The organism is Paenibacillus sp. GD4, assembly GCF_030846225.1.
Classification (GTDB): domain Bacteria; phylum Bacillota; class Bacilli; order Paenibacillales; family NBRC-103111; genus Paenibacillus_G; species Paenibacillus_G silviterrae.
In genome coordinates this window covers 1,504,716-1,518,596 of record NZ_JAVCYK010000001.1, presented here as the reverse complement: position 1 = coordinate 1,518,596, position 13,881 = coordinate 1,504,716, and the positions used below count along the sequence as shown (strand labels likewise).

Here is a 13,881-nt window from a genome sequence, read left to right as displayed (position 1 = left end):
TGACGGGAGTGATCATGGTGAGGAAGTTCGTTCTCGGCCTCGCTTGCGGGATCGGCCTGACGGCTGCGACCGCGGTGTATGCTTCGGACCTGGTCCAAGTATACTTATTTCCATCGAAGTACGTCATCAATGGACAGTTGAAAGAGCCGGACGGCGAATACGCGACCTTGAATCACAACGGGCATGCATACGTCCCTGTACGTTGGGTTGCCGAGAACCTGGGTAAGCTCGTCAAATATGAGCAGGCTAACCAAACCATAACGATCGAAGATACCAATCTGAGTAAACCCATTGTACTGGATAAGGAGTTTCTTACGATTGCCTCCAAAGGGAAAATCAAAGGGATTGAGTATGGCATAGGAGCGAACCGGGAGGAAGTCATCCGGCAATGGGGAGAACCCCATCAAGCAGGGTCATGGCAGACGTCTTACCTGAGATGGCACCATTATTACTATTTTTTCTGGGAGCCGGAAGGAAACGCCGGAGCGATTCGGATTGCGGGCGACGCTATTCCTTACCGCTTGCCGGAGGTGAGGGAGCTTCTCGGGAAGCCTACGATGGGAGAAGGCGAAGGCGTTGACGGGGGATGGTCCTATGTATATCAAGCCGGGGAGTATCAGGTGTTTTTCCATGCGGAATCGGCGGAGGGGAAGGTCACCTACATCACCCTGAAGAAAAAATAACGATACAGCCCTCGGTCTCGTTTTTTGAGAAATGCCCGAGGGCTTTCTTGAGCCATCGTTTGGGGAATATGGATTATTTTTATGGGAGTGGGGGCGGTGAAAAGCATGCAAAAGCATCAGTTGGGCTTGCTGGGCTTGGTTATATTCATTTTGCTTAGTGCTTGGTGCCCATGGCTTACGGAATCAGCTGCGGAACAGCGGGTTCTAGATGCCTTTCAATCCGGTCAAAAGGGGATGACGGACGGCTGCGGCTTTGCGTGTAAGGACTGCGGAAGCAAGCGGGCGGAGAAACGGATGTTTGGCTATTTCGTAGATATCGAATATGCATGCGGGCTGCTGCCGAAGGACGCGCCGGAATATCACAGAACGGAGCGGAGATTCGTTACGTTTTTAGGCACTGTGCACCCAATAGGGGCTCGGTAATTCGCGTTGGAAAGGGAGGAGAAGCAACGTGTCATTCAATCTTGGATCGGGGATCGTATCTTTGGTATCCTTGCTGATTAGCTTGCTGGTGGTCTACGCCTTGTTTAGTGTCATTAACTATATCAATTGGAAAAGGCGGCATGACCGGGAGATGGCTGAGAAGCTGGATCGCATCGTAGAACTGCTTGACGGCAAAAAGGTACGTTAGCCAGCAGCCGCTGCTTTGCAGGAATAACGGATTATGAGGGGCTTATTAGCCGGGATAGGCCTGTTTGGAGGCAAATAGCGGATTTCCAAGGACTTATTTTGCTGAAAATAGGTCCAGTCGCCCTTAAAAAGCCCGTTTCTGCTCGAAATAACGCCCTCAGAATCCGTTAATGCACTGAGAAGCAGCGTTACCCGGCATATTAAGTCCCCGAAAGTCCGTTATATTCTATTGCGCGGCTCCCGCCCTCATCCCACTCGCCCCCCACCTTTTTCTGAGCCAAGGGGATAAGGCCCAGAGAGTTCGGCCCCCCCCATGTCAGACGGCTCAGCGCCAACTTGATTTTCAAAACATCTGAGAGTATCGTTTGTAATAAAACGAACTTACGGAAAGGGAGAGCATAAACATGACGTTTGGACAACAGCTGCAGCACCTGAGGAAGCAGCGGGATATGACCCTGCGCAAGCTCGCGGAGAAAAGCGGGGTCAGCTACTCGCTCATCCAATCGATAGAGCGGGACGAGCGGGTTCCGACCAAGGAAGCGATCCTTTCCCTGGCCAGAGCGCTGCAGTATGATCAACCCGAGGAGCTGCTGCGATTGGCCGGCTATTGATGGGCCGCCGCGGCTATCCTTCGCTTCAAGTTTTCACCCTCGCCCCATCCCCGGTTCCCCTAAGCCCGCTCACTGCCCACTCCGCTGAGAAGGGGACGGCCAATAGAGCCTTCTCTTCTACAAAGACCATAAGATTTTCTCCCTAATCATAAGATTGGGATATAAAAAAGCGTTTCCATTTCCGGCAAAATGAAAGTAACCGAACTTACTTTGCTCAGGAAAGGATGGCGCATATGCAAGCACCACTGGAGGAGACAGCCAGCGCCCGGCCGGCCGTCAAAAGAGGCAGGGCGTGGACAGAGGTACGGAAGGATTGGGATCTGTATTTGCTGCTGGTCCCGGGGCTGCTGTTCTTAGCGATCTTTAAGTACACTCCCATGTACGGGTTGGTCATAGCCTTTCAGGATTTCAACATTTTCCAGGGGATTTCCGAAAGCCCATGGGTGGGGCTGAAGCATTTCGAGAAGCTGTTCGTGAATGATCAATTCCTGAATGTACTTTCCAATACGCTGATGATCAGCCTGCTGAAGCTGGCATTTTTATTTCCGGCACCGATCCTGCTGGCCATTCTGTTAAACGAAATACGCCGAATGGCGTTCAAGCGGGTCGTGCAATCGGTTATTTACCTGCCTCACTTCATTTCGTGGGTTATCGTAGGCGGTCTGTTCATCAACATGTTTTCCGTCAACGGAGGGATCGTTAATGCAGTGATCGTGAAGCTTGGCGGGGAACCGATTCCGTTCTTCATGCACCAGGGCTACTTCCGTCCGCTGCTTGTCCTCTCGGAGGGCTGGAGGGAGGTCGGCTGGGGAACGATCGTGTATTTGGCCGCGATTGCGGGGATCGACCCGCAGCTGTACGAAGCGGCCAAGATGGACGGAGCCAACAAATTCAAGCAAATGCTCCATGTGACGCTGCCCGGCTTGATCCCCACCATTACCCTGATGTTCATTCTAAAAATGGGCTCGCTGCTCGAAGCCGGCACCGAGCAAATTCTGGTCATGTACAACCCCGTCGTCTACGATGTGGCCGATACGATCGGCACCTATGTGTATCGAGTCGGGATCGGAACCTCGGATTACAGCTTTTCCACCGCCGTCGGCTTGTTCGAATCCGTCGTCGCGTTCCTGCTCGTCATATCCGGGAACTTCCTGTGCAGAAAGTACTTAGGAAGGAGCATTTGGTGATGGCAAAAGCAAATACGATCAAAGCGTCGCTCGGCGAACGTATCTTTTATGTAAGCAACTATTTCTTCTTCTTCTTGCTCGGGATCGCCACTTTGTTTCCGTTCCTCAATGTTCTGGCTAAATCCTTCAGCAGCGAAGCGGCCGTAATTTCGGGTCTTGTGACGGTATTTCCGATTGACTTTCAGACAGGCACCTATGAGCTCGTGCTCGGTAACAAGCAGTTCATGAACAGCTTTAAGGTAACCGTCCTGATTACGGTGTCCTATACGTTCCTTGCCTTGGTCATGACCGCCATGGCGGCGTATCCGCTCTCCAAGCCCGGCCTTCGGTGGCGGAAGCCGATTTTGCTGCTCTACGTATTCGCCATGCTGTTTAACGGTGGACTCATTCCCAACTACCTGCTCATGCAGAACCTTAATTTGATCAACTCCTTATGGTCGCTGATTTTGCCCGGCATGGTGCAGGTGTTCTACATGCTCCTCATTAAAAACTTCTTCGAAGGCCTCCCTGAAGGCCTGGAGGAATCGGCGAAGCTCGACGGGGCCTCCAACATGAGGATTTTGTGGAGCCTTGTGCTTCCTCTGTCCCTGCCGGTGCTGGCGACGGTCGCGCTCTTCTACGCTGTGCTTATGTGGAACAGCTATTTCAGCGCGATGGTGTATATCAGCAGACCGGAGCTGAAGCCGATGCAGCTGTATTTGAAGGAGCTGATTGCCTCCACGAACGACGTGCTCGGCCAGTCGGGGATGATTGACATAAGCCGGGATTTAAACCGGAGTCCGGAGGCAGTGCAGGCTGCGTCGATCATCGTCGCTACGGTACCGATCCTGTGCGTGTACCCGTTCCTTCAGAAATACTTCGTGAAGGGCGTACTGGTCGGCTCCGTGAAAGGCTGATAAAATAATACTAAACGTAGAGGGTGTGCCGTATCCGGCACCCCTCTTGCCTGTTTCGCAGTCAATCTACGAATCGTTAGCCGAAAGGGATGAGGCAGGTCATGTTCAAGGTGTTAATTGTCGACGATGAGGAGATCACCCGCGAAGGGTTGTGCTCGTTTGTTCCATGGGAGGAGCTCGGCATGGAGGTTGCTGCGGTGGCGGCGGACGGCCAGGAAGGACTTGAGGCGGCTCTTAGGGTCGTTCCCGACATCGCTTTATGCGATGTGCGCATGCCTAAGAAGGATGGAATCGGACTGGCTAAGGAATTGAGGGCGCAGCTGCCGGGCTGCAAAATCATTTTCCTCAGCGGTTATTCGGAAGTGGAATACTTACGCTCGGCCATACAGCTCCAGGCGATCGATTATGTGGAGAAGCCGGTCGATATGGAGCAGCTGCAGGCCGTACTGCTTCAGGCGGCGGAGGCGTGCCGCAAGGAGCGGGATGCCAAGGCTCGGCTTGAGGAAATGGAGCTGCAGGTCAGCCAAGCCAGGCCTTACCGGACGGGCAAAACGCTGCAGGCGATGCTGTCAGGAAGCGGAACGGCGGCGGAGCTGGAGGCGGAGTGGCGGGAGCTTTACCCGGATCGCCCTGCAGCCGGCAGCTATTCAGCCTTTGTGCTGAAGCTGCAGGATCGCAGGAAGCAGGCGGCTATGGTGCGGAAGCTGGAGGAGACACTGCCGCATTACGATCTGCACGCCTTATGGTGCGAATGGGAGCAGGTCCTCGCCTGTGTCTGCGATATGGGGGAGGCGGGGGAAAAGGAATCGATCGTACTCGCTATGAATGCCATGACGGCTTATTGCCGTGACGTGCTGCATACCGGGCTGTCCGTAGGTATTGGCGAAGCCGCAGCAGGCATGGAGGGAATCACAGTGTCCATGGAGCAGGCGCAGGAGGCGCTGCAGCTGGAGTTTTACCGCGGCTGGGGCTCGGTGATCCCGTTCGGGGACGCAACGCGGGGCGTCAGGCCGAAGCGGGTGTACGAGAAGGAAACGTTTCTCCGTTTCGAGAAGCTGCTTCAGCGGCAGGATTTCGAGGAAGCCGCCGAACTGCTAAGCGAAGTGGGCGATGAGCTGAGGCGGCTGGAGGCATCGGGCATTTCGGCCATTCGCAAAAGACTGTTCAAACTGTATATCGTTGTATCCAAGGTTTTCCCTGATGCGGTCGCCGAGCCGGAGAATGGGGAGCTTTGGGGCCTATTCGCGCAAGGCCGGCTGGAGGAGATTCTTGCCTTTCTTCAGGGGCAGCTGGAGGCGATCAAGGACGGGTTGACCCTGCTGGCCACACAGCCGGACAAGACGGTGATCCGTGAAGCGGTAGCCTATATCAACAATCACTACCAGGATGATTTATCGATCGACGCTATTGCGAAGCAGGTGTTTTTGACACCGACGTACTTTTGCTTGCTTTTCAAAAAAGAGCTCTCCATTTCCGTTAACGAATATATTACTCAGGTGAGGATCGAAAAGGCGAAGCAGCTGCTCAAGGACCGGAGCTTGAAGCTGTACGAAATCGCCCAGAAGGTCGGCTACTCCGATCCCAATTATTTCGCGAAGGTGTTTCGGAAGCTGACCGGCGCTAAACCGTCCGAATACAGGGAAACGTCGCCATGAGGCAAAGGGTTGCTTGGGTCGGAGCACGTTTTGGGAACCTGCGGATCAAATATAAGCTGCTGCTGTCCTACCTGCTGCTGATGTCCGTCACCATCTCTGCCGTTACCTGGTTCTCCTATGACAAGTCCAGGGATATGATGGAGAACCAGATAGCGGAATCGACAGGGCGGGCCTTCGAGCAGGCCAATCAATTTATCTCATACAAGCTGAACAACGTGAAGGATGTATCCAGCATGCTGGTCATGAATAAGGAGCTTGAGCAAATTCTTCGGAAGCGTCCCTCTCCCTATCCGTTAGCCGAGCAGATTGATGACTACAACCGGCTGCTCGACATCATACGCTCTGCACAAAACAGCCGGGAAATCTACAGCATTCGTTTGTTTGTCAATCATACCGGCATTTTCTCTAAGGAGAAAAGCACGATCTTCAGCATGGGGGAGTTCCGGGATACCGACTGGTTTCCCCGTGTGTTAGAGCAGAGCGGGGGGCTTTACTGTCGCCCGACCTATCTGCACGACTACGGGGACCAAAGGGAGGCGCAGCAGGTGATATCCTGCCTGCGGACGCTTCAGACGCAAGGCTTCTTCGGCGATATTCTCGGAATGCTCTCCATGGACATTCTTGAGGACAGCATCTACCGCATTCTGGAGCAAACGAACATCACTAATGGCGGGCAGGTCTATCTGGTGGATCGAGACGGCTCCGTCATTTCCGGCCTCGACCGGAAGTCTATCGGCTCCAGCTTGGCGTCGGCCCCATTTTTCAAGGAGATTGCGGGGGTGCAGGGGAGTGAAAGCTTCCGGCATATGACGGTGGACGGCAAGCCCTCCATGGTGACCTATAAGCAGGTCGAGGGGACGGATTGGCGATTGATCGCCATCATTCCGCATGAGGAGATGTTCCGGTCTACGAAGCAGATCGCCAGCTATATGCTGCTCCTGTTTGCGGCGGCAACGGTGGGTGCGGCTGTCATGGCCTTCTTCCTGTCCGGGGGCATCACCCGGAGAATCAGCACGCTGATCAAGCAAATGAAGCGAATTGAAGAAGAGAAGTGGGACGACAAGATTCCGGTCGACAGCACTGACGAAATCGGCATTTTGCAAGCTCATTTCAACCGGATGACGGACAATATCAAGCGGCTCATACTTGAGAAATACGAAGAGGAGGTCCGGAAGAAAAATGCGGAGCTGAAGGCGCTGCAGGCGCAGATCAATCCCCATTTTCTATACAATACGCTCGATATGGTGCACTGGCTGGCATTGAAGCACAAAGCGCCGGATATCAGCTATATCGCTCAAGGGCTGGCAAGGTTTTTCAGGCTAAGCTTAAGCAATGGCAGGGATGTCATTTCGATCCGAGATGAGCTGGCTCATGTGCAAATTTACCTGGATATTCAGAATAAGCGTTTCTCCGGGGGAATCGAGACGGTCATCGACGTGGAGGAGGAGCTGCTCGGCCTAGCGACGGTCAAGACCATCCTGCAGCCGATTGTGGAGAATGCGGTGCTTCATGGGATTCGCGAGCGGGATGATAAGCGGGGACTCATCCGCATAGCCGGAGTTCTTAAGGATGGACTTGTGCAAATGACTGTAGAGGATAACGGCGTGGGCATGTCGGAGGAAGCGTTGCAGTCGCTGCTGGCGGAAGGTAAGAGCGAAGGCTACGGCATCAAGAATGTGAACGACAAAATCAAGCTGTATTTCGGAGGGGACTACGGCCTCTCCTATGAAAGTGTAACGGGGCGCGGGACGAAGGTGACGATACGCTTCCCTGCGGCGGAGCTGGGTACAATAGGCGAATCCTGACAAACGAAGAAAGCAACTTCAGACAAATACGTGTTGATTAGCCCGTGATATAGTTAGCGAAGAGAGGAACTCTCAACATTCAGCATACGGGGGAGATTACATGAAAAAGCAGGTTACCGTGGCGCTTTCAGCAACGTTAGTCCTATCAGCCTTAGCCGGCTGCGGGAGCAATACCTCAGGGGGAGGCCAAACGTCCGCAGACTCATCTTCAGCTGCGAAACCGGAATTACGACAGCTCGGCTTCCAACGAAATTTCGATCCGAACAACGATCCCGTAGCCAAGATGCTTGAGGAGAAAACCGGATATAAAGTAAAATACGAGGCGCTGCCTCTGGAAAATCCAGATGACAAGCTGAACCTGCTCATGGCGAACAAGGAGCCGTACGACATTCTGAAGCTTTCCGGCTCGCAATACCGGAAGCTCGCATCGCAGGGGGCGCTCGAGCCGCTTGACGACCTGCTCAAAACCAGCGGCCAAACGCTCCAGAAGATCAATACGCCGGAATCGTTCGAAGCAGCCAAGGTGGACGGCAAAATCTACGGTATTCCGGAGCGTCATCCGCGGGGCTTCGTAGGCAGCTCGCTGGCCATTCGCCAGGATGTACTGGATGAGCTTGGCATGAAGGTGCCAACCACGCTCGATGAGTTTTATACGCTTCTAAAGGCGGTGAAAGAGAAGAAGAAGGATATGATTCCTTTTGCCGGCTTTGAAAGCTTGATTACGGAAATCTCGGGTGCTTTCGGCATCGCCACGCAATGGATTGAAAAGGACGGAAAGCTGATCAACCGACTTGACGATCCGGGCATGAAGGAATACCTCGATTTCATGAGCAAGCTGTACAGCGAAGGACTGCTAGATCCGGAATGGCCTGTGAATAAGGCGGCTACCGTACAGCAGAAATTTACGAGCGGCAAAGCGGCTGTCATACCTTATGGCTGGGGGATGGCACCTGCGGTAACGGATGCGATGAAGAAGACCTTCCCGAACAGCAAGATTACGCTGATCCCGGGGCTTAAGGGCAAGGACGGCAAGCAGACCCAATGGATTCAAGGCGGGGGCGTCAGCTGGTATATTGCGATACCTAAGGTATCCAAGAACAAGGAAGCCGCCATGAAGTATTTGGATCTGAAGGTACAGCCGGAGCTGTTCAAGAACTTGTCCATCGGCGAAGAGGGCGTTCACTACAAGAAGGAGAACGACAAGCTGTTCCCGATTTTGCCGAAGTTTAACGAGGAACGCGGCAATGCGGACTGGTTCCTGACCTCCAGCGATCCGGAGGCGTTCCAAGAGTATTGGCTGCTGCGCGTCCGGAAGGATCCGGTGCTGTATTCCACCTTCGAAGAAATTCAGAAGCAAATGTCGTTCGGCAAGCAGGATCCTTTGACGTTCGCTCCTCCGCTGCCGGTGCTTGGCACAAATATTCAGAAGCTGAACAAGCTTGAGAACGACTATATCATTAAAGTGTTCGCCGGTGCCGAGAAGATGTCGGGCTACGACAATTTTGTGCAGCAGTGGAAATCGCAGGGCGGCAGCGAAGTGATTAAAGAAGTAACCGAATGGTATGCCAAATTCAAAAAGTAAGTCGGAAAGCCTCGGATGGCGCAATTGCGCGGTCCGGGGCTTTTTTGATATACGAGTTCGCAATGCTGTCATTAAGGGTAACCGTTTTCATAAAACCGTAAGATTTTCTTGGTTATCGTAAGATTGCATTATGTCCACAACGGCCCGTTTTATTGAAAATAGAAAGTATAGCAGGTTAGGGTGGCAGTCGGTTATGCGGAGGATGGGAGGAGGGGTCGTCGTGGCGTACCAGTGGATCACGTATGAACGCAGCGACGCGGTAACGGACGCGGCGTGGAGCAGGGGACCGCTTGTTAATTCATCAGGAGGCAAAAAGGACATCGCGTTGCGCGCAGCATGGTACCTTGAGGAACGGAGCTTCAGCCTGAAGGAGCTTAGGGAGGTGGCGGACGTACTGGGCTACAGCTACTCTTACTTGTCCCATGTGTTCCGCGAGGAAATGGGGATGAGCTTGCAGTCGTATTACTCGCGCATAAAGGTCAGGAAAGCCATGGAGCTGCTGCGGAAGACCGATGCAACCGTAACCCGGGTTGCGGAGCTGCTGCATTACCAATCGATCCATTCGTTCAGCAAAGCGTTTAAAAGGCAAACCGGGCAGTCCCCATCGGAATACCAGCTCCAAGTATGGAACGAAAAGGATACCGATAAGAAGTCAAGGAAAATTGAAATCGTTTACAGGTAAAGGTGAAGGGAGGATTTTGATGATATGACCTTACATGTTGCTGTACTACCGGGAATTCATGTTACGCGCAGGGTGTTTACTCCGGCGGATCTCGAGAGGTTGTGTGCGCTGGCAGGCAAGGTAACACTCAACGAAGCGGAGGGCAACCCGACGCCGGAGCGGGTCAAGCAGCTCATCCGGGGAGCTGATGTGGCGATCACCTCCTGGGGCTGTCCCCCGCTTACGGCAGACGTGCTGGCGGAGGCCCCGCAGCTTAGGGCCGTGCTTCACGCAGCAGGCTCCATCAAAACCGTCATTACACCGGATTGCTGGGAGCGGGGGATGGATGTAACGGGAGCCGCCGGGGTGCTCAGCAAAGGTGTGGCGGAGACGGCCCTAGGGCTTACCATTGTGTCGCTAAAGAACATATGGGCCATCCGTGAGCACACCCGGACCAACGGTTGGTGGGGCTTCCAGAGCGATCCGGTCCGAGACCGGATTCGCGAGATGTTCGGCACCGTGATCGGGGTCATCGGAGGCGGTCACGCAGGACGCCACTATATCAAGCTGCTCCGGGGCTTTGATGTGCAGGTGCTGCTGAGCGATCCGACCTATACCGCAGCTCAGGCGGAGGAGCTGGGGGCCCAGCTGGTCCCGCTAGAGGAGCTGCTCGCAGCAGCCGATGTCGTAACGGTGATGGCTCCGGAAATCCCGGCAACGTACCGGCTTTTGAACGAGGAGCGCTTTCGGCTCATGAAGGAGGACGCCATCCTCATTAATCCGGCAAGAGGCTCTATTATCGACGAGGAGGCGTTAATTCGGCATCTCAAGCGGGGAAGGTTCTTCGCTTGCCTGGACGTGACGGACCCCGAGCCACCGGAACCGGACCATCCGCTGCGGACGCTGCCGAACGTCGTGCTTACGGGCCATATTGCCGGTGCCGTCAACAACGGGCTGAAACAAATCGGCCGTTTTATCACTCTGGAGCTGGAAAGGTATACCCATGGTGTCCCGATGGAAGGCCGCATCGATCCCGACAGGCTTTCCTACTTGGCATAAATCATAAAATTCAAGGAGGCTTAGGAATGAGTTTCATTCGAAAAGGGTTGTTCCTTGTAGTAGCGATTTTGCTTGCGGTGAGTATGATTCCCTTGGGTGCGGGTGCATTCGTTACATCGTCGGCGGCGTCCGGCGGCGGCGAACGGTATGTGCCTATTGAAGTGGTGAACGCCGGCTTTGAGGAGCTTGGCGCGAGTAACTCCCTTCCAGGCTGGCGAACCTTCTCGGCGGACCCGGCCAAGGGCACGTCCGTTGTTATCACGGATTCCCTTAGCCATAGCGGGGCTCGCAGCGCCCTCATGACGGACGGAAGCAGCTCATTGCCTCTCGGTCTGATCAGCAGTCCGATTCCGGTACAGGCAGGTGAAACTTACCGGCTGACGGCCAAGATTCATGTGGCCAAGACAAGCGTCAGAGCGTATATCAAATTTTTCGATAACGCCGGTAAAGAGCAGCTGCCGAACGCTACGGCGCTGGCGAGCACCTTGAATCAGTGGGCTCCGCTGGAGGTCGTGGGTACCGCACCGGCGGCGGCGACCAAAGCGGAAATCTGGTTTTATATGGGGGCTTCTGGCTTGAGCACGGCGTATATCGATGATGTGACCTTTTCCAAGCGTACAGTGGAGCCCGAGCCGGAGGTGCCCGTGAGCTTCGGGGCGCCGCTTGATCTGGGGGATGCGGTGAAAATTCCGCTCTCGCAATCCACGGTGTACGGGAAAAATGCAGCGGGTGAGAATGAGCAGTACATAGCGGTGGTAGGCTCGCCGGCCGTTTTCTATGCCGTGAATGCGGAGACCGGGGAGCGGAGGTTCAAGCAGGAGCTCCCGGGTACGGACGTCATCTGGGCGATGGCAGTCGGAACGGACGGCAACGTATATATTAGCGGCACGACCAACGGTATCCTGTTCCGCTATTTGCCAGACCAACGAAGGCTGGAGAACCTCGGCGTGAACCCTTCGGACAAATTCGTCTGGGACCTGAAGGCCAGTGCGGACGGCAAATTATACGGAGCTACGTATCCGAACAGCAAGGTGTTCGAATTCGATATCGCGACAGGCTCGTTCAAGGACCTTGGCTCTATGATGCCTGGTCAGCAGTACGCCAGAGGTCTCGGAGTCACGGATGATTATGTCTATGTCGGCATCGGCACCAAGGCGCACGTGGTACGTTACGACCGGAGGACGGGCGACAGGAAGGAAATCGCCATTCCTGTACAGGGAGAGAACGGCACCATTTCGGAAATTCAGGTGTATCAAGGGAAGCTGTTCGTGAATGCGGGCACAAAGCTTTACGTCATCGACGAGGCTACGGAACAGCATCTCCATACGATCACGTACCAGAGCAAAATTTCGGAGCCGTCTCCGTTCCAGCCCAACCTCATCTACTATAAGCTGGCGGACGGCTTGTACACCTACGACATGAACACGAACCAGACGGCCCGGGTGGAAGGAGCCCCGGCGCTTCCGGGAGATACGGCTGTGAAGAATCATGCCTGGATGAAGCTGACGCAGGGGGAAAAGGCGGGGAAGACCGTTCTGGTCGGCATGGCCGCCTTCACCGATTCCTTCTTCTACGATCCGTCCGACCATTGGTATCGTCTGATCTACCCCGAGGTAGAATCCCAGGGCGTAGCCGTCAATGCAATGGAAGCTTACGGGGATCGGCTGTATGTGGGGGGCTACCAGCGGGGTCTTAGCATATTCGATATGAAAACCCAGCAATTCACCTACACGAACAAAGGCTTCCATCAGCCGGAAGGCATAGGCTCTTATCGGGACAAGGTGATCTTCGGCACGTACAGCGGGGCCAAAATGTACGCCTATGACCCGTCCCGACCTGTCGATTACAACGAATTCGGAGCGGGCAATCCGGGCTTGGCATTGGATATTGAGGAAGAGCAGGACCGGCCGTTCACGATGACCGAAGGGGAAGGCAAGCTGTTTATCGGCACGTTCCCTTCCTACGGGAAGCTGGGCGGCGCACTAACGATCATGGAGCAGCAGACGGCCACGGACGGAACGGTAACGAATACGGTGTATGACGTTTACCGCGATATCGTGAAGGATCAAAGCATATTCGGCTTAGCTTACCATGACGGTAAAATTTACGGCGGCACCTCCCTGGTGGGCGGTCTTGGCATATCCCCGACGGAAACGCAGGCCAAGCTGTTCGTGTTCGATGTGGCGAAGCGGGAGAAGATCGCGGAATTTACGCCGATGATCCCGGGCTTGGAAGGGCCGCCGCAGCTGATCGGTGAGCTGAGCTTCGGTCCTGACGGCCTGCTGTGGGGGGCTATGGACGGCACGATTTTCGCGATGAATCCGGATACGTACCAGATTGTCAAAAGCAAGGTTGTGTATCCAACGCTGTATAACAGCAGTAAATACCGTCCGTTTTATCTCAAATGGGGCCAGGACGGGCTGCTTTACACGACGCTGGGCCGGAAGCTGACGGTAGTCGATCCGGCTAGCCTGGCGACGAAGCAGCTTGTGGACGGAACCGTGAACCTGATGGCGCTCGGCGATGACGGCAGCGTTTATTACGCCCTGGGCGCGAAGCTGTACCGCCTTCCCGTTCCGCTGAAGGAAGTGGCCGTTACCCTGGGCCGCAGCGATATCACACGCGGAGCAGCGTCTTCAGTTGAGGTGAGGGGAATCCTTGCGAACGGCAAGGCTGCGCGGCTGACAGAGGGGACCGTACTTCTGGAATCCTCCGACCCGGCCGTGGCCCGCATTCAGGACGGAGCATTGATCGGAGGCAACCCGGGAACGGCGGTGATCAGAGCAACGGTGTCGCTCCATGGAGTCACCTTAACGGCGTCCTCAGGGACGGTGCGGGTGACGAGCACGCCGGAATCGATCGCCGGACAGCTTGAGGAGGGCAAAGGCAAGGGAGCCATCTCGCAGCCTGTTTACATGCAGCTGAAGAACGCTCTCGAGCAGGCCGTACATCAGAAAGAGCTGGACGACATCGGCAAGTCCGTGAAGCATTGGGATGACATGCTGAAGCATTTAGAGCGCGCCGAGTCACAGGCGGGAGCCATTGATTCCGGTACTGCGGAAGCGATAAGAACAGACATCGAGTGGCTGATCGAAGCATATCGAAGCTAACG

12 protein-coding genes are annotated in these 13,881 nt (G+C 54.8%); all 12 read left to right on the top strand.

The annotated features are described in order from the left end of the window. Nucleotides 1-14: 14 nt before the first annotated feature. A complete protein-coding gene (locus RAC89_RS07210) occupies nt 15-683 on the top strand; it encodes a stalk domain-containing protein (RefSeq protein ID WP_306612716.1) in 669 nt (222 codons plus the stop codon). Nucleotides 684-779: 96 nt separating this feature from the next. Then, nucleotides 780-1,106 (top strand): hypothetical protein, encoded by a 327-nt coding sequence (locus RAC89_RS07205; RefSeq protein ID WP_306612714.1) that lies wholly within the window; start codon nt 780-782, stop codon nt 1,104-1,106. A 28-nt stretch (nt 1,107-1,134) separates the two neighbouring features. Next, a complete protein-coding gene (locus RAC89_RS07200; RefSeq protein WP_306612712.1) occupies nt 1,135-1,314 on the top strand; it encodes a DUF4083 family protein in 180 nt (59 codons plus the stop codon). 403 nt (nt 1,315-1,717) lie between these two features. After that, nucleotides 1,718-1,924: a helix-turn-helix domain-containing protein gene (locus RAC89_RS07195; protein WP_284641515.1), complete on the top strand. Its 207-nt coding sequence runs from the start codon at nt 1,718-1,720 to the stop codon at nt 1,922-1,924. A 233-nt stretch (nt 1,925-2,157) separates the two neighbouring features. After that, the gene (locus tag RAC89_RS07190) at nt 2,158-3,111 is read left to right on the top strand and encodes an ABC transporter permease (RefSeq protein ID WP_306612710.1); all 954 of its coding nucleotides are present in this window, start codon (nt 2,158-2,160) and stop codon (nt 3,109-3,111) included. Next, the gene (locus tag RAC89_RS07185; protein WP_306612708.1) at nt 3,111-4,007 is read left to right on the top strand and encodes a carbohydrate ABC transporter permease; all 897 of its coding nucleotides are present in this window, start codon (nt 3,111-3,113) and stop codon (nt 4,005-4,007) included. Before RAC89_RS07190 ends, RAC89_RS07185 begins: the two co-directional genes overlap by 1 nt. 101 nt (nt 4,008-4,108) lie before the next feature. Continuing rightward, entirely contained in the window at nt 4,109-5,662 is a 1,554-nt protein-coding gene (locus RAC89_RS07180) for a response regulator (protein ID WP_306612707.1), read from the top strand. Further along, the gene (locus RAC89_RS07175; RefSeq protein ID WP_306612706.1) at nt 5,659-7,467 is read left to right on the top strand and encodes a cache domain-containing sensor histidine kinase; all 1,809 of its coding nucleotides are present in this window, start codon (nt 5,659-5,661) and stop codon (nt 7,465-7,467) included. Before RAC89_RS07180 ends, RAC89_RS07175 begins: the two co-directional genes overlap by 4 nt. Before the next feature lie 100 nt (nt 7,468-7,567). Further along, nucleotides 7,568-9,049, top strand: coding sequence for an extracellular solute-binding protein (locus RAC89_RS07170; RefSeq protein ID WP_306612704.1), 1,482 nt, complete (start codon nt 7,568-7,570; stop codon nt 9,047-9,049). A gap of 220 nt (nt 9,050-9,269) precedes the next feature. Then, nucleotides 9,270-9,731 carry a helix-turn-helix transcriptional regulator gene (locus RAC89_RS07165; protein WP_306612703.1) on the top strand — a complete coding sequence of 154 codons (462 nt, stop codon included), beginning with the start codon at nt 9,270-9,272 and terminating at the stop codon, nt 9,729-9,731. Nucleotides 9,732-9,755: 24 nt separating this feature from the next. Continuing rightward, a complete protein-coding gene (locus tag RAC89_RS07160) occupies nt 9,756-10,769 on the top strand; it encodes a hydroxyacid dehydrogenase (protein WP_306612702.1) in 1,014 nt (337 codons plus the stop codon). 26 nt (nt 10,770-10,795) lie between these two features. Then, nucleotides 10,796-13,879 carry an FIMAH domain-containing protein gene (locus RAC89_RS07155; RefSeq protein ID WP_306612701.1) on the top strand — a complete coding sequence of 1,028 codons (3,084 nt, stop codon included), beginning with the start codon at nt 10,796-10,798 and terminating at the stop codon, nt 13,877-13,879. Nucleotides 13,880-13,881: the final 2 nt, after the last annotated feature.

Bases quoted from the DNA above. Each gene is read 5' to 3' on its own strand.
- RAC89_RS07210 (WP_306612716.1), top strand. From the start codon at position 15: ATGGTGAGGAAGTTCGTTCTCGGCCTCGCTTGCGGGATCGGCCTGACG.
- RAC89_RS07195 (WP_284641515.1), top strand. From the start codon at position 1,718: ATGACGTTTGGACAACAGCTGCAGCACCTGAGGAAGCAGCGGGATATG.
- RAC89_RS07190 (WP_306612710.1), top strand. From the start codon at position 2,158: ATGCAAGCACCACTGGAGGAGACAGCCAGCGCCCGGCCGGCCGTCAAA.
- RAC89_RS07185 (WP_306612708.1), top strand. From the start codon at position 3,111: ATGGCAAAAGCAAATACGATCAAAGCGTCGCTCGGCGAACGTATCTTT.
- RAC89_RS07180 (WP_306612707.1), top strand. From the start codon at position 4,109: ATGTTCAAGGTGTTAATTGTCGACGATGAGGAGATCACCCGCGAAGGG.
- RAC89_RS07175 (WP_306612706.1), top strand. From the start codon at position 5,659: ATGAGGCAAAGGGTTGCTTGGGTCGGAGCACGTTTTGGGAACCTGCGG.
- RAC89_RS07170 (WP_306612704.1), top strand. From the start codon at position 7,568: ATGAAAAAGCAGGTTACCGTGGCGCTTTCAGCAACGTTAGTCCTATCA.
- RAC89_RS07160 (WP_306612702.1), top strand. From the start codon at position 9,756: ATGACCTTACATGTTGCTGTACTACCGGGAATTCATGTTACGCGCAGG.
- RAC89_RS07155 (WP_306612701.1), top strand. From the start codon at position 10,796: ATGAGTTTCATTCGAAAAGGGTTGTTCCTTGTAGTAGCGATTTTGCTT.